Raw genomic sequence first — 18,710 nt, forward strand, 5'->3', positions numbered from 1 at the left:
GACCGGTCCGGGCGGAAAGCCGAGGCCCGGCGCGGACCCGAAACCGTCGGCCGGCGCGGGTACCGGCGCGAAACCGGTGGCCGCCGAGGGTACGGACGGGAAGCCGGTGACGAACGGCGGCGCGAACCCGGCCGGCGGCGAAGTGGGGGCGTCGGGCGTGGCCGCGAACGTCCCGGGCGTGCCCGCTGGGACGAGCGGATCGGGCCGCTCTCCGGCCACCGACTCCGGCCCGTCCGGCCGCGCCTCGGCCGGCACCGCCTCCACCGGCTCGGCTGGGCCCACCCTTGCCCGCTCGGCCAGGAACGGCTCGGCAGGCTCAGCCGGCTCGGACGGGGTCGCCTTCAGCAGCGTGGGGTCGGAGCGGAGGATGCGGCGGTGCAGCTCCCGGAGCACCTCGCCCGGTTCGATGCCGTACTCCTCCCGGAGCAGGTCGGCGAACTCCCGGTACGCGGCGAGCGCCTCCGCCTGCCGGCCGCTGCGGTGCAGCGCCAGCATCAACTGGTGCCGCAGCCGCTCCCGGACCGGGAACTCGGCCACCAGCTCGACCAGTTCGCCGATCAGCTCCCGGTGCCGCCCGCTCTCCAGCTCCAGCTCGGCGCGGCTCTCCAGGGCGACGGCCCGCAGCTCGACCAGCCGGTGCCGAGCGGCCTCGAAGACCGGCCCGGCGAACCCGGTGAACGGCTCCCCCTGCCAGAGCCTCAGGGCCGCCGTCAGCTCGGCCAGGGCCTCGGCCGTACGCCCCGCCGCGTGCCGCTGCCGGGCCCGCTGGACGCCCCGCTCGAAGCGGACCGCGTCCACCGCCTCCGGCGCGATCCGGAGCAGGTACCCGGCGTCGGTCAGGCTCAGCACCTGTCCGGGCGTACGCGGGGAGCGGTCGGGTTCGAGCACCCGGCGCAGCCCGGCGACGTACTTCTGCACCACGTTCGTGCCGTTGGCGGGCGGCTCGTCGGGCCAGACCGCCTCGACGATCTGCCCGGTGGGGACCGGGCGGCCGGCGGAGAGCAGCAGCACGGCCAGCACGGCGCGCTGCTTGCCGGGGCCGAGGTCCAGTTCCCGGTCGGCGTACCAGGCCCGCTGAGGCCCGAGCAGCTCGAAACGCAGCGTTCCTGACATGCGAGTTTTCCGCTCCTGACACCCCCATGGCCGCCGAACGGCAGTGCCCGGCAGCCGGACGGCAGCATATCGGCAGCCGAACCGCCGTGTCGGCCCGCAGCATCGTCACCGGCAGAAGCCACGCAGCGAGAAAGAGAAGTGCGATGACACAGGCAACGGGCAGCGCCGGCACCATCCGACGGGCGGTCGGCACGGTCGCCGCCATGCTGGCCGCGACCACCCTGCTCGGGGGTTGCGGGCCGAAGAGCGAGCCGGCCGCCGCGCCGGCCACCAGCCCGAAGGAGGCGCTCCTCGACGCCGTCCCGGACGGTACGGAGGGTGCGTTCCGGTTCAGCGGCAAGGACTCGTCCAGCACCATCACCGGCCGGATCGACCCGGACGCGAAGGCCTTCGAGATCAACACCGCGATGGCCCCGGACAAGGACGGCATCACCACCAAGATGTCGTTCCTGCTGATCGGCGAGGAGATCTGGATGAAGGCGAAGTTCAGCGGCCACCCGGGGCTGCCGAAGTTCCCGAACAAGTGGATGAAGCTGGACCGCGCGAAGCTGACCGACGGCGGGAGCGTCCCGGCGTACGACGGCGCGGACCAGGGCAACGCGGGTCCGCTCATCGAGGCGGCCACCTCCGTCGAGGAGCAGGGCCCCGGGCGGTACGCCGGGGTCATCGACGTGAGCAGCGGCAACGCGGCGAAGGCGCTGGACGACAGCGAGGCGACGGCGCTCGGCGAGGCCGCCAAGCGGGTGCCGTTCACCGCGGTGGTCGGGCCGGACAAGAACCTGACCTCGCTGACGCTGAAGATCCCGGCCGCCGGCGAGCGGAAGGCGTACGACTACGTGGTCACGTACGCCGACTACGGCAGCACGCCGAAGATCACCGTGCCGACCGGCGGCGAGGCGACGAAGGCGCCGGCGATGGCGTACGAGATGTTGAACAGCTGACCCACGACGCAGGGGGCGGCGGCCACACGGGGGGTCGCCGCCCCTTCGTCGTCGATGGGCCGGCGGGACCGGACGGGCCGGGCGGACTGGACGGGCCGGGCTGACCAGGTAGCGGACCGCCGCCGCGATGTCGTCCGGCCGGCCGCCGCGGCCGACCAGGGTGGCCGCCACCCGGGCGGCGTGCCGGTGTCGCCGCCGAGGTACCCGCCCGCGTTGTTCACCACCGCCAACCGCTCTCCCACTGCCGCCTCCCCTGCGCTCAGAACCCCGGCGCGGCGGGGGGGACGGTCAGCGGCGGCGGAGGGCGGTGAGGAGGGGGGTCAGGCGGGACTTGAGGCTGGTCAGGCCGCCGGGGAAGAAGTAGACCGCGAGGATGAAGACGGTGCCCAGGACGAACAGGGGCTGGGACAGCGGGTGGCTGAGGAAAGCCGGGAGGTTTTCGACGGCGTCGCTGCTGCCGAAGGCGGTGAGGCGGTGGTCGAGGTACATGTAGAGGATGCCGCCGAGGACCGGGCCCCAGCGGGTGCCGGGACCACCGAGCACCACCATGACCAGCAGCGACAGCGTCAGCTCGGAGGAGGTGACGTGCGGGGAGGCGCCGCCGACGATCAGGCAGTAGACCACCCCGCCGGCCGTCGCCAGCCCACCGGCCAGGGTGAACGCGACCAGCTTGAACCGGTACGGGTCGAGCCCGAGCACCCCGATCCGCCGCTCGTCGTCGCGCAGCCCGGCCAGCACCCGCCCGGTCGGTGAGCCGCTCACCCGGTGCACCACGAAGACCACCAGCGTCAGGTACGCCAGCGCCAGCCAGTACAGGTTGACGGTGTTCGTCACGCCGACCAGGGCCGCCGGCAGCCCGGAGACGTCCAGCGGCAGCCCCTCCTCGCCGCCGGTGAGCCCCTCGCCGGAGCCCAGCTTGAAGTCCCGGGCCACCACGATCGCCCCGACCTGGGCGAAGGCCAGCGTCACCATGGCGAACGCGATCCCGACGGTACGCAGCGCCACCGCACCGAGCAGCGCGGCGAGGATCGTCCCGCCGGTCACCGCGAGCAGCGCGGCCTGCCACAGCGGCAGTCCGGCCCGGGTGACCAGGACGTCGGTGCCGTACACGCCGGCGGCGAAGTAGAGGGCGTGCCCGAAGGAGAGCATGCCGGTCCGGCCGAAGAGCAGGTCGTAGCCGGCGGCCAGGCCGCCGAAGACCAGGCAGATGGCGAGCAGTTGCAGGGTGCCCGGCGAGTTCAGCGGGCCCTCGAAGAAGCCCGGCAGGTTCACCGTCGAGTACGGCACGATCGCCGCCACCACCAGCGCCACCAGCGGCAGGAACGGCCGCAGCCCGTGCCAACGGGAACGCCCGGGGGTCAGCTCGTCGGGCACCTGCGCCGGGGGCGCCTCGACCACCGAGTTGGTCATGCCGTTGCCACCTTTCCGGCCAGGCCCTGCGGACGCAGCAGCAGCACCACGGCGAGCAGCCCGACCACGCAGATGTCGCCCAGGCCGGACGTGCCGTAGTAGTTGACGAACTGTTGCAGCAGCCCCACCGCGACCGCCGCGTACGCGGACCCGACCACCGAGCCCATCCCGCCGATCACCACCACGATGAACGCGAAGATCAGCAGCGAACCGCCCTGCCCGGGCGACACGGTGCCGAAGTAGACCCCGCCGAGCGCGCCGGCCAGCGCGGCGGCCGCGCCGCCGATCGCGAAGACCAGGGTGAACGCCTTGCGGACGTCGATGCCGAGCGCGGTCACCATCTCCCGGTTCTCCACGCCGGCCCGGATCACCAGGCCGTACCGGGTCCAGTGGAGGAAGGCGAGCAGCCCGCCGAGCACCACCGCGGCGGCGACGATCAGCAGCAGCCCGGCGTTCGGCACGTTCGCGCCGAGCACCCCGGTCACCTCCCGGGTCCACGACGGCCGGGGGAACGGCCGCGCGTCGGCGCCCCAGGTGGCCTGGAGCAGCGCCACCCCGGCCAGCGACAGGCCGACGGTGACCAGCACCTGCTCGATGGTGCGGGAGTAGAGCGGCCGGATCAGCACCAGCTCGACCAGCACGGCGACCAGCGTCCCGGCGAGCACGCCGAAGGCCACCGCGACCACGAAGCCGAACCCGTCGGAGCCCGCGCCGGGCAGGTTGTCCGCGGCCCACCAGGTCGCGTACGCCCCGACGCCGAGGAAGAGGCCGTGCGCGAAGTTGAGCACGTCGGCCAGGCCGAAGACCAGGGAGAGTCCGGACGCGACCAGGAGGTACAGCGCCGCCACACCGAGCCCGGTCAGCGTCAGCAGGACGAGAGTGCTCATGCGTGCACCTCGCCCGAGCCGACACCCAGCAGCGACTTGGTCAGCGCCGTCTCCAGGAGCAGCTCCTGCGCGTTCCCGGTCCAGGCCACCTTGCCGGCGGAGAGCACCACCGCGTCCTTCGCCAGCCGGCGGACCACGGCCAGGTTCTGCTCGACCAGCAGCACCGGCACCGACTCCGCCACCCGTTCCAGCACCTCGGCCACCTCGGTCACCACCTTCGGCGCCAACCCCTTGGTCGGCTCGTCCACCAGCAGCAGCCGGTTGTCGTTGAGCAGGACGCGACCGATGGCGAGCATCTGCTGCTGCCCGCCGGAGAGGGAGCCGGCCCGTTGCCGTCCGCGCCGGTCCAGCTCGGGGAAGAGCGCGAAGACCTTGTCGTACGCCGGGGTGCTGCCGCGCCGTTCGGCGAGCCGCAGGTTCTCCGCGACGGTGAGGCCGGCGAAGACGCAGCGGTCCTCCGGCACGTAGCCGAGCCCGCCGCGGACCAGCCGGTGGGTGGGGCGGGCGAGCAGGCTCTGCACGCCCATCCGGATGGTGCCGCGGACGTCGCCGCTACGGGGGGTGAGGCCGACGATCGCGCGCAGCGTGGTGGTCTTGCCGACGCCGTTGCGGCCGAGCAGCACGGTCACCCCGGTGGGCGCGACGGTGAAGGACACCCCCTGGAGGATGTGCAGCCCGGCGATCCGCACCGACAGGTCCTCGACCGTGAGGACCGGTTCCACACTCATAGCGACTCCCCCAGGTATGCCTCCTGGACCGTGGCGTTGGCCATCACGGTCTCCGGGGTGTCGCAGGCCAGCAGGGCGCCGTGGTGCATCACGGCGATCCGGTCGGCCACCTCCAGGATCACGTCCATGTGGTGCTCCACCATCAGCACCGACCGGCCGCTGTCCCCGGTCAGCGACTTGATCACCTCGACCAGCTCGGGCACGTCCTCGGCGCTGACTCCCGCCATCGGCTCGTCCAGCAGCATCACCCGGGGCTCCCCGGCGAGCAGCAGGGCGATCTCCAGCTTGCGCTTCTCGCCGTGGGCCAGGGTGCCGGCGAGCGCCGTACCCCGGTGGTGCAGGCCGACCCGGTCGAGCGCCGCGTCGGCGGCCGCGGCGACCTCCCGGTCGGCCGCCGCGCGCCGCCACAGCTTCATCGAGCCACCCCGGTGCGCCTGTACGGCCAGCCGGACGTTCTCCCGCACGGTGAGCGAGCCGAACACCGAGGACGCCTGGAAGGTACGCCCCAGGCCGAGCCGGGCCCGCCGGTGCGGCGGGAGGGCGGTGACGTCCTCGGAGTCCAGCAGGATCCGCCCCTCGGTGGGCCGGCGCAGGCCGGTGATCAGGTTGAACAGTGAGGTCTTGCCGGCGCCGTTGGGCCCGATCACGCCGAGGAACTCCCCGGGCGCGAGGTCGAGGTAGACGGAGTCGACGATGGCGACCTCACCGATCCGCCAGGTCAGACCGCGGGTGGCGAGCACAGTTCAGCCCTTCATCTGGGTGACCGGCGGCGCCGTCTCGTCACCGGTCAGGCTCTTCTGGGCGGCCGCGGTGAAGGTGGTGCCGCTGCCGCTGAGCTTGGCCTGGTACATCGGCTGGAGCAGCGCGTGGTCCTCGGCGCGGATGGTCATCGGGCCCTTGATGCTGTCGAACTGCCAGCCTTCCAGGGCCTTGACCATCTTGTCGACGTCGTCGCCGCCCTCGGAGACGGCGCGGACGACCATCTGGGCGGCGGCGAAGCCGTCCGGGTGGAACAGGTCGAGCGTCCCGCCGGGGATCTTCGCCTTGGCGGCCTTGGCGGCCTCGGTGTCGCTGGCCCCGTCGAAGTAGTGCGACAGGAAGGAGATCTTGCTGCCGGCGGCGCCGAAGGTGGGCCAGGAGGCGCGGATGTCCAGGCCGGTGACGACCGTGGTGGAGGCGAGGACGCCCTGCTGGTCGAGGGTCTGCCACATCGCCGGGGCGGTGGTGCCGGCCCAGGCGACGAAGAGCAGGTCCGGCTTGGCGGCCTTGATCTGGCTGGCGAACGGGGTGAAGTCGGTGGCGCTGGCGGGGGCGCGGACGCTGCTGACGGTGGCGCCGGCCCCGCCGATGACCTTCTTGACCGCGGCCTCGTTGGCGTCGCCGAACGCACCGTCCTGGGCGAAGACGACGACCTTCTTGCCGGTCGCGTCGCCGATGAACGACTTGGCGGTCACCACGTCCTGGTACGACTGCCGGCCAGACCGGAAGGTGTACTTGTTCGCGCCGGTCACCGCGTCGGTGGCGGCCGGGCCGGAGATGAAGAGGACCTTGTTCTGGGCGGCGATCGGGGCGACCTGGAGGGCGACGCCGGACGCGGTGGAACCGGCGATGATCTTCGAGCCCTTGCCGATCAGGTCCTTGGCCGCGGAGACCGCCTTCGCCGGGTCACCGGCGTCGTCCGCCTCGGTGAGCTCGATCTTCCGGTCACCGACCTTGCCGGTGCCCTTGGTGGCGTAGTCGAGGCCGGCCTTGAACCCCTCGATGTACTGCTTTCCGTAGCTGGCCAGCGGCCCCGACTGGGAATACACCAGACCAACCTTGACCGGCGCGGCGCCGTCGCCGCCGCCGGAGGCGGTGTCCTGCGGGCTGCCACAGGCCGTGGCGGCAATCGCCGCCGCCATCATCGTGACGGCGGAGAGGAACACCCGCCGCGTGTGCCGGAACGTCATCGCGACTCCAGGTGAGGACAGGAAGCTAACTCAGTTGTCGGCTCACGCTAGAAGTGACGTCACGCACGGGCTATGTGGCCGAAACACACAAGTAATCGTGATGGGGTGGCCGACTGTAACAAGCTGCTGTAGCGGCTGGTGATGACGACGGTGGTTGATGGCCACGACCGCCACCACCCGCGACGCCGGTGTGTCGCGCCCCGCCACCGCCCCACCTGAAAACCGGCTGCGTCGCGCGCTCTCCCTGCTGCACGACCGCGAGCTGATCAGGGGACAGCCGGGGCGTGGCACCTACGTCGCCGAGGGCCCCGGCCGGTGAGGGTGCCGGACACGCTACGAACCTGATGACGCAGACGGATCATCCGCCTGCCGGGGACCTTGGCTGAGTCATTCACGTCATCAGCTTCGTAGCGCCGCAGCAGCACCCCGCCCGCCTCCCGGGCGGTGCCGGCGCCGTTACGCCGATGTGGGGGTGTCCGGCAGAACGAGATACCCCACATCGGCGATCTGGCAGGAATCAACGGACGCGACGGGACGCGTCAGCGGCCGGCGCGGGCCGCCCCGGCGGTGTCCGGCTGGTCGGCGAAGGCGCCGTCCAGGCCGAGGTCGAAAAGGAGCTCGTACTCGGACGTAATGTCGCCGCGGGCGTTCGGGTCGGCGCCGAGGGATGCGCCCAGCAGACCGGTCCCGGTTGACCACCAGTTGGTCGGTTCCTGACCTCCCGGTGAATCTCCGGACGGAAGATTGCCTGGTGCGTCGGCTGCTCCGTCACCCCGTGCGCCTGGTGCCGTTCGGGTTCCTGGCGGCGATCCTGCTCGGCACCGGAACGCTGATGCTGCCGTGGGCGACCAGCGAAGACGAGTACACCCCGTTCGTCACCGCGCTCTTCACCGCCACCTCGGCCGTCTCCGTCACCGGGATGGCCATCAACGACACCCCGAACTACTGGAACGGCTTCGGCCTGGCCATGATCACCGTGCTCACCCAACTCGGCGGCCTCGGCATCCTGACCATCGCCGCCCTGGTGATACTGGTGGTCTCCCGCCAGCTCGGCCTCCGCAACCGGATGCTGGTGCAGGCGGAGACCGCCGAGTTCGGCATCGGCGACGTGGGGCGGCTGCTGGTCCGGATCGCGGCGACCGTCTTCGCCACCGAGGCGGTGATGACGGCGGTCATCACCGGCCGGCTCTGGCTGGTCTACGACTACCCGCCGGGGTGGGCGGTCTGGTCCGCCTCGTTCCACTCCATCCAGGCTTTCAACAACGGCGGGTTCACCCTCTACTCCGAAGGGCTGCTCGCCTTCTCCCGGGACCCCTGGGTGACGCTGCCGCTGGCCCTCGGCGCGATCATCGGCGGGCTCGGCTTCCCGGCGCTCTTCGAGGCGGTCCGCGAGTGGCGGCGGCCGGGCCGCTGGGCGGTCGCCACCAAGCTCACCATCTGGGGCAGCCTGGTGCTCATCGGGTCCGGCTTCGGATACCTGCTGCTTGCCGAGTGGACCAACCCCGCCACCATCGGCACGTACGACGCGCCGGGAAAGATACTGGCCGCCTTCAGCCAGATCGTGCTGAGCCGCACCGGCGGCTTCGACGTGATCAACGTCGACAAGCTCAGCGAGGAAAGTTATCCGCTGCTGATCGTGCTGATGTTCATCGGCGGCGGCAGCGCCAGCACCGCCGGCGGCATCAAGGTCTCGACCTTCTTCCTGCTCGCCTTCGCCATCTGGGCGGAACTGCGCGGCGAGCCGGACGTCACGGTCGGCCACCGGCGGGTGTCCACCGCCAGCCAGCGCCAGGCGCTGACGGTCGCGCTGCTCAGCGTCGCGCTGGTGGTGGGCGGCACGGTGGGACTGATCCTGGACACCGAGGGGCTGCGCGCCAACGCCGCGCTCTTCGAGGTCACCTCGGCGTTCAGCACCACCGGCCTCTCCGTCGGCCTCGCCCCCCAGCTACCGGCGTCCGGCCAGTACGTGCTGACCGCCCTCATGTTCATCGGCCGGGTCGGCCCCCTCACCCTCGGATCCGCGATCGCGTTGAACACCCGGCGACGGCTGTACCGCTACCCGGAGGAGCAACCCATTGTCGGCTAGGAAGACGAACGACAGCGGCATCGTGGTGATCGGCCTGGGCCGGTTCGGCTGCCATCTGGCCGGCTCGCTGCTCCAACTCGACCATCAGGTGCTCGCCGTTGACAGCAACCCGGCACGGGTGCAGCGCTGGTCGGAACAGTTGGACCGGGTGGTGCAGGCCGACTCCACCGAGGAGGGAGCGCTGCGCCAGCTCGGCATCGCGGACTTCGAGCGGGCGGTCGTAGCCATCGGCGCCTCGGTGGAGGCCAGCGTGCTCACCGTGTTGGCCCTGACCGAGCTGGGCATCCCGCAGATCTGGGCGCGGGCCACCTCCGAGAAGCACGCGAAGATCCTCGGGTCGGTGGGCGCCCACCACGTGATCTTCCCGGAGGCGGAGACCGGCGAGCGGGTGGCGCACCTGATCGTCAGCAAGATGCTCGACTTCATCGAGTTCGGCGACGACTTCGCCATCGCCAAGGTGCGCGTGCCGGAGGGGATGGTCGGCCGGCCGCTCCGCGAGCTGGCCGCCGACCAATACGGCGTGCAGGTGATCGGCGCCAAACTGCCCGGCGAACGCTTCCGCCATGCCGAGCCGGACATTGTGCTGCAGAAGGAGAGCGTGCTCATCGTGGAAGGCGGCACCGTGCAGGTGCAGCGGTTCGCCGCGCTGGCCTGAGCGCCGTCCGGACCGTCACTTCCCCTTGCTCTTGCTCTTGCTGCCGTGACCACCCCCTGCCCCCTCGGTCACTTTCCTTTTCCCTTGCCACCGTCCTTGCCCTTGCCGGGCTTGACCGACTTCGCCCGCTCACCCCCGCCGCCGGAACTGCCCGACCCGCTGCTCTTCGCGGTGGTGGGCTTCGCGGGCGCCCTGGTCGTCGGCGGCGCGGTCGTGGGTGTCGACCCGGCCACCCCGGAGACCTGCACGCCACAGGCGGTCTCGCCGACCTTGAACTGCACCGGCAGCGGATTGCTCCCGGTGTACTTGCCGCTCAGCGCGACCTTCTTCGACGCCCCCGGCGCCAGCGCGGCATCCGCCGCGGGCGGCTGCAGCAGCACCGTTTGCCCCTGCTGCCGCACCGCCGGCTGGGCGGCGGTCACCGTCTGCCGGCCGGGGAAGGTGAAGCTCATGTTCCAGTCCCGCAGCTCCCGGTCGCCGGTGTTGGTCAGGGTCAGCTCGGCGGAGAAGTCCCGTCCGGAGTCCCGGCGCAGCACGTAGTCGACCTCGCACGGCACCGGCTGGGGCAGCCCCATCCGGGCCTCGGTGGGCTCCGCCCCGCCGCTCGCCGAGCTCCGCGCGGTCAGCCCCCACATGGCCGCGGTGACCGCGACCAGGCCCGCCGCGGCCACCCCGGCCTCGACCTTGCGCCGCCGCGCCGCCGCCCGGCGGGTGCGGGTCCGCCCGATCGAGAAGGGCAGCGCGTCGGTCGCCGAGGACCAGGGCAGGATGGTGGTTCCGGCGTTCTCCAGCAGCGTCGGGTCGAACTGGCCGAGCGCCGGAGAGACCGGCACGATCGCCGCGATGCCGGCCACGTCGGCGAGCGTCCGGGCCACCTCGGCGGTCGCCGGCCGGTCCGCGGGACGCTTGGCCAGGCAGCGCCGGACCAGCTCCTCGACCTCGGCGGGCAGGCCGACCACCGGCGGCATCGGGTCCGGGTCGTGGTACATGTGCGCCTGGAGCATCTGGGTGGTGGTGCTGGCCTGCCAGGGCAGCCGGCCGGTGAGCATCCGGTACAGCAGCAGGCCGACCGCGTAGACGTCGGTGGCCGGGGAGACCTGGCCGTTGTCGAGCCGCTCCGGGGCGAGGTAGGCGGGAGTGCCGAGCAGGGCGCCGTCGGGGCCCTGCTCGCTCTCCCCGACCAGCGCCGAGATGCCGAAGTCGACGACCTTCACCCCGGTGGGGGTGAGCATGACGTTGCCGGGGGTGACGTCCCGGTGCACCACGCCCCGGGCGTGCGCGGTGGCCAGCGCCGAAGCGACCTCCGCGCCGATGGTCACGGCCTCACGCCAGGGCAGCTGCCCGCCGCGGCCGAGCCGGCTGCTCAGCGGCCCGCCGTCGACCAGTTCCATCACGACGTACGGCACGGTCAGCCCGACCTGCTCGGACTCGCCGTAGTCGTACACGTTGGTGATGTTGGGGTGGCAGAGCCGCGCGGCGGCCTGCGCCTCGACCCGGATCCGGTGCCGGAACGCCTTGTCGCTGGCCAGCCGGGACGCGAGCACCTTGACCGCGACCTGGCGGCCGAGCACCTCGTCGTATCCGCGCCACACCACCGACATGCCGCCCGCGCCTAGCTGCTCGATCAGCCGGTACCGCTCACCCAGCAGTTGTTCGTCGCTCCTGACCGCTCCGCCCATGGTCAGTCCTGTTGCCCGGGGTGATCCCACCTACACCTGAACAGGCGGAATCGGTCAGGAAAGTCACCCGTTCAGGCGGTCGCGAGCAGTTGGTCCACCGGGGCGTAGTCGTCGGTCAGCACCAGCGCGTCCCCGACGAAAGCGGTGAGTTCCGCGCCGGAGAGGAGGGTGGCCTGCTCGGGCAGGCCGGGCAGCCCGGCCCGGATCGCGGCCAACGGCAGCGGCGCGTCCGAGCCGACGAGCAGGAAGTTGGACCCGTGCAGTCCGCTGATCGCCGCCGGCGGTGCGATGAGCGCGACGTGCCGGAACTCGGCGGCGACGGTGGCCAGCTCGGCCCGGACGAAGCGGCCCGGCGGGTAGTCGATGACGTTCTGCACGTAGACCCCGCCCGGCCGGAGCACCCGGCGGATCTCCGCGGCCATCTCCCGGGTCGCCAGGTGCCAGGGCACCACCAGGTGGCCGAAGGCGTCACCGACGACCAGGTCCCGGCTGTCGGTCGGTTCGGCGTCGAGCAGCACCCGGGCGTCCCCGACCGCCGCGCGCAGCTCCGGGCCGGTGCGTACGCCCAGCTCACGCCGGTCCAGCTCGACCAGGCCGCCGTCGATCTCGAACACCAGGTTCCGGGTGCCGTGCCGGGTGGCGGCCAGGTAGCGCGGCATGGTGAAGCCGCCGCCGCCCAGGTGCAGGGCGTCCAGCCGCTGCCCCTTCGGCGCCGCCACGTCGGCCACCAGGCCGATCCACTGCGTGTACGCGTACTTCAGGTGCGTCGGATCGGCCAGGTCGACGTACGAGTGCTCGGCGGAGTTGAGGAAGAGCGTCCGCCCCTCCGTCCACTGCGGGTCCACCTCGACCCTCGCGCAGTGGTACGCGGTCTCCACGTCGCACGGGTTCGGGGCGACCGTGGCGAGGCCGGCGCCGGCCAGGCCGAGCACCGCCAGGGCGGCCTTCGCCCGGGCCGGACCGGGCAGCCCGGTCCCCGCCCGCCGCCGCAGGTACGCCCCGAGCACCAGCCCGGTGGCCCCGAGCAGCGCCGCCAGGCCGAGCACGATCACCGTGCTGGGCAGCGCCGCCACCAGCACGAAGCCGGTGGCCAGGGTGGCGGTGATGCCGCCCAGCGTGCCGATCCCGGAGAGCCGACCGACCACCTGCCCGGTGCGGCGCAGGTCGGCGAGCTGGAGCTTCACCATCAGCGGGGTGATCCCGGCGAGCAGCGCCGCCGGCACCAGCACCGCCAGCGCGGTGAGCAGCAGCACGGCGCTCGCCGCGCCGCCGCGCAACGCCTCCCCGGCGTACCGGACGACGGGGAGGGTGACCGCGGTGGCGATGCCGGCCAGGACCAGGGCCGGGGCCAGCAGGGTACGCGGGTCCCGCCGGTCGGCCAGGAACCCGCCCATCCACGCCCCGTACGCGATCGCGGCCAACGCCATGCCGATCACCGAACTGGTCACCTGGAGGGTGACCCCGACGTACGGGCCGACCAGGCGGAGCGAGACGGTCTCCAGGACCAGCACGGCCCCGCTGGAGAGGAACACCAGGAAGGCGGCGAGCCCGTTCGGCAGGGCTCGGGGCGGCGTCGGCACGGTCGGCGCGGACTCCACCACGACGTCGGACGATGAGCTGCTCACCGTCGCGATGCTACGCAGCCTTTCCGGCGCCCGGGTCAGTACATCGAAAGATGAACATGGTTTGTGTGGTCGGCGGCGGGACTGCCGCCGCCGCTGTACGACCGCCAGCCGGTGTTCGGCATCCAGATCTGCCGATACCAGATCACGTACATGACGCCGAGGCGGCTGGCGTTGCTCTTGAAGTAGTTGGCCAGGCTGTCCCCGTACGTCTTGTCCCCGCCGGTCGCCGAGCGGTCCTCGAAGCCGCCGCTGGCGGCGGAGAAGTCGCAGGCCCGGCCCTTCGGGTGCTCGCCGTCGCCGCCGCTGCGGAAGCAGGAGACGTAACGCTTGTAGCCGGCCGCCTGGGCCTGCTGGAGCGCGTGCAGGGTGCGGGGGGTGATGCAGCCGGAGGTGGTCGGGTCGTTGACGGAGCAGGACTCCGACGGCCAGGAGCCGTCCGAGTTGCGCGGGGCCGGCTTGGCGGAGGCCGAGCCGCCGCTGAACCCGGAGCTGCTGCCCGAGCTGACCTTGGCCAGCGCGATCTCGGCGTCCCGCTTCTTCTTGGCCAGCACCGCGAGCTGCTTCTGCTGCTCGCGCACCTCGATGTCGATCGCCGCCTTGGCCTTGACGGCCTCGGCCTTGGCGTCGGTGAACGCCCGCAGCCGCTTGCTGTCCCGCTGGGCCATCACGTCCAGCTCACCGGCCCGCTGGAGGAACTCGTTCGGGTCGGAGCTGGCGAGCAGCATCGACACCGGGGTCAGCCGACCCAGCCGGTACGACTGCGCGGCCACCTCGCCGACCTGCGAGTTCAGTTCGACCAGGCGCAGCTCGAGCCCCTTGAGCTGCCCGGTCAGCGCCACCTGCCGGCGCTTCGAGTTGTCGAGCCGGGCCTTCGCTTCGATGTGGCCCCGCGCGGCCGCGTCGAGCGCCGCGCGCAACTGCTTGCTGCCGCCCTCGTTCGGGGCGCCCGGGGTCGGCGCGGCCGCGGCGGCCCCGGCCGGGGCGAGGCCGGCGCCGAGCAGCAGGGCCGTCACGGCGAGCAGGGCGAGCAACGGCCGGCGGACGCGCCGCCGGATGAGCCTGGTCCTGGGCACGAAAGCGTCCTTCCGTCGACCGCCGGCCCCCCGGGTTGCCCACTGCGCGGCGGCGGCTCCGCCGGCGCCGGACGGCGGCCTGCTGGCGAAACCGCCGGTCACGATACCGGACCGGCGCGGGCTGGCCAGGCCCCGATCTCGGACGAAACCGATCTTCGACGGAGCGTGCCGACGCCGTCGCGGAGCGCCGCTCAGCCGTCGAGCAGCGCGGCTCGCACCTCGGTCCAGACCGCTTCGTTGACCGCCACCAGCAGCCCCCGGTCGTCGTCGGCCGGGTGGTACTCGGTGCCGTCGAAGCGGCGGGCCACCCCGCCGGCCTGCCGGACCAGCAGGGTGCCCGGGGCGTGGTCCCACGGCAGGGTTCGCCAGAAGAGCACGAACTGCTGGTCCCCGGTGAGCAGGTCGAGATACTCCCGGCCGGCGCAGTGCTGGCCGGGGAGCAGCTCGCCGATCCGCCGGCCGCCCGCCTCGGCGGTCCGCCGGGCGTCGGGCGGCAGGAACCGGGTCATCGCGGTGCCGCGCAGCGCGCCCACCGGCGGCACCGCGTCGGTGGTCCGCACCGGCTCCCCGTCCAGGTAAGTGCCCTCCCCCGCGCGGGCGGTGGCGAAGATGCCGGCCAGCGGGTCGTACACCCAGGAGGCGACCTGCTCGCCGTCGGTCAGCAGCGCCACCATCAGGGCGAACGGCCGCCGGCCGGCGGCGAAGTTGGAGGTGCCGTCGACCGGGTCGACCAGCCAGACGTCACCGGCGCCGCGCAGGTGCCGCAGCAGCCGCGGGTCGTCGGCGACGGCCTCCTCGCCGACCACCATCGAGCCGGGGCGCACCCGCCGCAGCCCGGCGGAGATCAGCTCCTCGGCCCGCCGGTCGGCGACGGTGACCACCTCGCCGGGGGCCTTCTCGGCGATGTCGGCGGCGTCGAGCCGGCGGAACAGCGGCACCACGACCTTCGCCGCGGCCTCCCGCAGCAGCTCGCCGACGTCGTCGAGCAGCGGGTCAGCCACGCGGCGGCAGCTTGACCACGCTGACGAAGAACTCGTCGATCTGGCGGACCACCGAGATGAAGCGCTCGAAGTCCACCGGCTTGGTCACGTAGGCGTTGGCGTGCAGCTGGTAGCTGCGCAGGATGTCCTCGTCGGCCTGCGAGGTGGTGAGCACCACGACCGGGATCCGGCAGAGCTGCTCGTCCCTCTTGATCTCCGCGAGCACCTCCCGGCCGTCCCGGCGGGGCAGGTTGAGGTCGAGCAGGACCAGGTCGGGGGCCACCGCGTCCGCGTACTGGCCCTCGCGCCGCAGGTAGGCCAGGGCCTCCGCGCCGTCGGAGACGACGGTCAGCCGGTTGCGGAGCTTGTGCTCCTCGAACGCCTCCTGGGTCATCAGCACGTCGCCCGGGTCGTCCTCGACCAGCAGGACCTCGATCGGGCTCTTGCCGTCTGCCGGCGCGGTCATCCCACCGTCTCCCTCATGCCACCCGTTGTACCGTGTCCGGCCGTACCGTCGGGGGTGTCTTCGCCCTCCGACCCGCCCGGCTGCCGAGCGACCGGCGCGTCCCCGGCGGCGGTGTCGGCGCCGTCCCGGTCCTCGTCCCCGGTCGATTCCGCACCGACCGCCGTCCCGTCCGCCGGGCCCGCCCCGTCCGCCGCCTTCGCCGCCTCGACGTCCTCGGGCAGGGCGGGGAGGGTGAAGCGGATCGCGGTGCCCTCCTCGGTGCCGGTGTCCACCCAGACCCGGCCGCCGTGGTACTCGACGATCTTCTTGACGATCGCCAGGCCGATGCCGGTGCCCGGGTACGCGTCCTTGGCGTGCAGCCGCTGGAAGATCACGAAGATCTTGTCGGCGAACTCCGGCTCGATCCCGATGCCGTTGTCCCGGCAGCTGATCTCCCACTCGTCGCCGACCAGCCGGGCCGAGACGTGCACCCTGGGCGGCACGTCCGGGCGGCGGAACTTGATCGAGTTGCTGACGAGGTTGGCCAGCAGGTTGGTCAGCAGCGGCTCCTCGCCGCGGATCACCGGCAGCTCGCCCCAGGTCAGCTCGGCGTCCGAGTACTGCCGGGCGGCCTCGGTCTGGCCGGCCACGTCGCCCATCACCTTGTTCAGGTCGACCTCGGTGAAACCGGTGGTGAGGCGGCCGATCCGGGAGAACGCCAGCAGGTCGTTGATCAGGCGCTGCATCCGCTGCGCGCCGTCGACCGCGAAGGCGATGTACTGGTCGGCCCGCTCGTCGAGCTGGCCGGCGTAGCGGCGCTGGAGGAGCTGGCAGAAGCTGGCCACCTTGCGCAGCGGCTCCTGCAGGTCGTGCGAGGCGACGTACGCGAACTGCTCCAGGTCACGGTTGGACCGGGTGAGTTCCTCGGCCTGCTTCTGGAGCTGGCTGTTGACCCACTCGATGCGCTCCCGGGCCTCGCGCACCTCGGCCAGCTCGCGGGCGATCTTCTGCCGCATCCCGTCGATGTCGTCGGCGAGCCGGCGGAACTCCGGCGGCCCGGCGCCGCTGATGTGGTGCTCGTAGTCGCCCGCGGCAACCTCCCGCACCTGGCCCACCAGCCCGGCCAGCGGCCGGATCAGGATCCGGTCCAGGGAGAGCACCATCACCGCGCCCGCGACCGCCACCACCAGGGCCGCGATGATCAGCAGGACGACCAGCACGTTGCCGGTCCGGGTGACCTTCTCGGCGGTGTGCTGCCCGACGATCAGGATCTCGGCCTGGAGCTGGTTCACCGCGGAGCGGATGCCGTCGAACTGCTGCCGGGTCTGGTCGGTGATCAGTGCCTGACCGGCGGACGGGCCGCTGCGCTCGGTCGTGCTGATCACCGGCTCGGCCACGTCCGCCCGCCATCGCGCCGCCCGCTGCTCGACCACCCGCAGCTCGCGCAGCACGCCCGGATAGTCGGCGGCCAGCTGCTCCATCGCGGTGACGGTGTCCTGCTCCCGCCGCAGACCCGCCTCGTACGGGGCCAGGTCCTTGCGGTCGCCGTTCACCGCGTACCCGCGCACGGCGGTCTCCTGGTCGAGCAGCGCGCTCAGCAGCTCCTGGCCCTGCACCCGGAGCGGACCCGTCTTGACCAGGACGGCATCGATGTTCTGCCGGTTCTTCGCGGCGACCACCGCCTCGGCGGCGGCCAGCCCGAGCAGCAGCACCAGGACCACGCCGAGCAGCGCGAGCACCCGGCGCCGCAGGGTCCAGCCCTGCCGGTACGCGTTCAACGGCCGCCGCCGCGGGTGACCAGCAGCATGGCGACGTCGTCGGCGAGCGGTCCGCCGTTGATCTGCTCGGCACGGCCGACCAGCCAGGCCGGCAGCTCGGCCAGGGGCACCGCCTGGTTGGCCGGGTCGGCGAGCAGCTCGGTCAGCCCCGGCACGTCGAGCCGGTCGTCACCGTTGCCCACCCGACCCTCGATCAGGCCGTCGGTGTACATCAACAGGGACCAGTCATCGGTGTCGAACTCCAGATCGAAGGCAACGGGCCGGCGCGGCCGGACGCCGAGCAGCAGGCCACCCTTGGCCGGCACCGGCGCGACCTTACCCCCGCTGAGCAGCACCGGCGGCGGATGACCGGCGAGTCGTACGGTGGCCCGGTTGGCGGCGAGGTCGAGCCGGACGGTCGCCACCGTGGCGAAGATCTCCTGGAGTCGACGCTCGCTCATCAGCACCTGTTCCAGGGCCGGCAGCACCTCGTCGTCCGGCACCCCGGCCAGGATCAGGGCCCGCCAGGCCACCCGCAGCTCGACGCCGAGCGCCGCTTCGTCCACGCCGTGCCCGCAGACGTCGCCGACGATCAGGTCGATCCGGTCCGGCCGGGTCTGCACCACGTCGTAGAAGTCGCCGCCGATCAGGGCGGCGTGCCGGCCGGGGCGGTAGAACGTGTGCACCGACACCTGGTCCGTGGTCATCAGCGGCTGGGGCAGCAGGCCCCGCTCCAGGCGGGCGGACTCGGCCTGGCGCAGCTCCACCTCACGGAGCCGGCGGGCGTTCTCGTCGGCCCGCTTGCGCTCCACGGCGTAGCGCAGCGCCCGGGTCAGCAGGACCCCGTCGACCTGCCCCTTGACCAGGTAGTCCTGGGCGCCCTCGGCCACCGCGACGATGCCCAGGTGCTCGTCGGTGCGGCCGGTCAGCACGCAGACCGCCGCGCCGCTGGACATCTCCAGCACCTGGCGCAGCCCGTCCAGCCCCTGTGCGTCGGGAAGGCCGAGGTCGAGCAGGACGCAGTCGACGCCCAACACCCGTTGCCGGGCCTCGCTGAGGCTGGTGGCGACCAGCAGGTCGATCATCGAGTTGGTCTCGGCGAGCAGCTCGCCGACCAGGAAGGCGTCGCCCTCGTCGTCCTCGACCAGCAGGACCCGCAGCCGCTCACCGGGTGGCAGGTTGGCGTGCCGCGCCAGGCCACCGTGCGGGTACGGCACGACGGAGGAACCGGCCATGCCGGCCCCCCGGTGCGGCCGGGTCACCGCCGCGAGACGCGGGAGGTCGCTGGTGATGTCGGGCTCCTTCCGAGTGCCCTGCTGATCCTGTATCAGACAACGGTCGCACACAACACGACGGCGTCGGCACGCCAACCTGCCACCCGG

At 72.6% G+C, this 18,710-nt stretch carries 17 protein-coding genes and 1 pseudogene; 4 read left to right on the forward strand and 14 right to left on the reverse strand.

Annotated features, from left to right (window positions below; all coding sequences use genetic code 11):
• Positions 1–1,113: AfsR/SARP family transcriptional regulator (locus tag DKT69_RS34255; RefSeq protein ID WP_236648524.1), on the reverse strand; the 1,113-nt coding region annotated here is incomplete at its 3' end.
• Positions 1,114–1,256: 143 nt separating this feature from the next.
• On the opposite strand from DKT69_RS34255, the gene DKT69_RS34260 reads away from it, so the two are divergent.
• Positions 1,257–2,054: a hypothetical protein gene (locus DKT69_RS34260; protein ID WP_109805541.1), complete on the forward strand. Its 798-nt coding sequence runs from the start codon at positions 1,257–1,259 to the stop codon at positions 2,052–2,054.
• A gap of 93 nt (positions 2,055–2,147) precedes the next feature.
• Here DKT69_RS34260 and DKT69_RS34265 read toward each other — a convergent pair.
• From DKT69_RS34265 to DKT69_RS34290, 6 genes and pseudogenes are all read right to left on the reverse strand, one after another.
• Positions 2,148–2,237: pseudogene (locus DKT69_RS34265) on the reverse strand (short-chain dehydrogenase); the annotation flags it as partial.
• Positions 2,238–2,342: 105 nt separating this feature from the next.
• Positions 2,343–3,464, reverse strand: coding sequence for a branched-chain amino acid ABC transporter permease (locus tag DKT69_RS34270; RefSeq protein ID WP_109805542.1), 1,122 nt, complete (start codon positions 3,462–3,464; stop codon positions 2,343–2,345).
• Complete coding sequence (locus DKT69_RS34275) at positions 3,461–4,351, reverse strand: branched-chain amino acid ABC transporter permease (protein ID WP_109805543.1); 891 nt, start codon at positions 4,349–4,351, stop codon at positions 3,461–3,463. Before DKT69_RS34275 ends, DKT69_RS34270 begins: the two co-directional genes overlap by 4 nt.
• Positions 4,348–5,079 (reverse strand): ABC transporter ATP-binding protein, encoded by a 732-nt coding sequence (locus tag DKT69_RS34280; protein ID WP_109805544.1) that lies wholly within the window; start codon positions 5,077–5,079, stop codon positions 4,348–4,350. The genes DKT69_RS34275 and DKT69_RS34280 overlap by 4 nt, the downstream gene beginning before the upstream one ends.
• Positions 5,076–5,819 carry an ABC transporter ATP-binding protein gene (locus DKT69_RS34285; RefSeq protein ID WP_109805545.1) on the reverse strand — a complete coding sequence of 248 codons (744 nt, stop codon included), beginning with the start codon at positions 5,817–5,819 and terminating at the stop codon, positions 5,076–5,078. The genes DKT69_RS34280 and DKT69_RS34285 overlap by 4 nt, the downstream gene beginning before the upstream one ends.
• 3 nt (positions 5,820–5,822) lie before the next feature.
• Positions 5,823–7,028 (reverse strand): substrate-binding domain-containing protein, encoded by a 1,206-nt coding sequence (locus DKT69_RS34290; protein WP_109805546.1) that lies wholly within the window; start codon positions 7,026–7,028, stop codon positions 5,823–5,825.
• A gap of 157 nt (positions 7,029–7,185) precedes the next feature.
• On the opposite strand from DKT69_RS34290, the gene DKT69_RS40395 reads away from it, so the two are divergent.
• The 3 genes from DKT69_RS40395 (at position 7,186) to DKT69_RS34310 (ending at position 9,769) form a co-directional block, all read left to right on the forward strand.
• Positions 7,186–7,347: a hypothetical protein gene (locus DKT69_RS40395; protein WP_236648525.1), complete on the forward strand. Its 162-nt coding sequence runs from the start codon at positions 7,186–7,188 to the stop codon at positions 7,345–7,347.
• Between the two features lie 432 nt (positions 7,348–7,779).
• A complete protein-coding gene (locus DKT69_RS34305; RefSeq protein ID WP_109805547.1) occupies positions 7,780–9,114 on the forward strand; it encodes a TrkH family potassium uptake protein in 1,335 nt (444 codons plus the stop codon).
• On the forward strand, positions 9,104–9,769 hold the full coding sequence (locus DKT69_RS34310; RefSeq protein WP_109805548.1) for a potassium channel family protein: 666 nt from the start codon (positions 9,104–9,106) through the stop codon (positions 9,767–9,769). Before DKT69_RS34305 ends, DKT69_RS34310 begins: the two co-directional genes overlap by 11 nt.
• 68 nt (positions 9,770–9,837) lie before the next feature.
• On the opposite strand, the gene DKT69_RS34315 is transcribed toward DKT69_RS34310, so the two are convergent.
• The 7 genes from DKT69_RS34315 to DKT69_RS34345 form a co-directional block, all read right to left on the reverse strand.
• On the reverse strand, positions 9,838–11,448 hold the full coding sequence (locus tag DKT69_RS34315) for a serine/threonine-protein kinase (protein ID WP_109805549.1): 1,611 nt from the start codon (positions 11,446–11,448) through the stop codon (positions 9,838–9,840).
• 71 nt (positions 11,449–11,519) lie between these two features.
• A complete protein-coding gene (locus DKT69_RS34320) occupies positions 11,520–13,073 on the reverse strand; it encodes a fused MFS/spermidine synthase (protein WP_109805550.1) in 1,554 nt (517 codons plus the stop codon).
• 35 nt (positions 13,074–13,108) lie between these two features.
• Positions 13,109–14,146, reverse strand: coding sequence for a coiled-coil domain-containing protein (locus tag DKT69_RS34325; protein WP_109805551.1), 1,038 nt, complete (start codon positions 14,144–14,146; stop codon positions 13,109–13,111).
• Positions 14,147–14,337: 191 nt separating this feature from the next.
• Positions 14,338–15,147 (reverse strand): inositol monophosphatase family protein, encoded by an 810-nt coding sequence (locus tag DKT69_RS34330; protein ID WP_109805552.1) that lies wholly within the window; start codon positions 15,145–15,147, stop codon positions 14,338–14,340.
• Entirely contained in the window at positions 15,140–15,592 is a 453-nt protein-coding gene (locus DKT69_RS34335) for a response regulator (protein WP_109805553.1), read from the reverse strand. The genes DKT69_RS34330 and DKT69_RS34335 overlap by 8 nt, the downstream gene beginning before the upstream one ends.
• Complete coding sequence (locus tag DKT69_RS34340) at positions 15,589–17,349, reverse strand: sensor histidine kinase (RefSeq protein ID WP_109805554.1); 1,761 nt, start codon at positions 17,347–17,349, stop codon at positions 15,589–15,591. Before DKT69_RS34340 ends, DKT69_RS34335 begins: the two co-directional genes overlap by 4 nt.
• Entirely contained in the window at positions 17,346–18,563 is a 1,218-nt protein-coding gene (locus DKT69_RS34345) for a PP2C family protein-serine/threonine phosphatase (protein WP_109805555.1), read from the reverse strand. The genes DKT69_RS34340 and DKT69_RS34345 overlap by 4 nt, the downstream gene beginning before the upstream one ends.
• Between the last annotated feature and the right edge of the window lie 147 nt (positions 18,564–18,710).

It is taken from the genome of Micromonospora sicca, assembly GCF_003172935.1.
Taxonomy (GTDB): Bacteria; Actinomycetota; Actinomycetes; order Mycobacteriales; family Micromonosporaceae; genus Micromonospora; species Micromonospora sicca.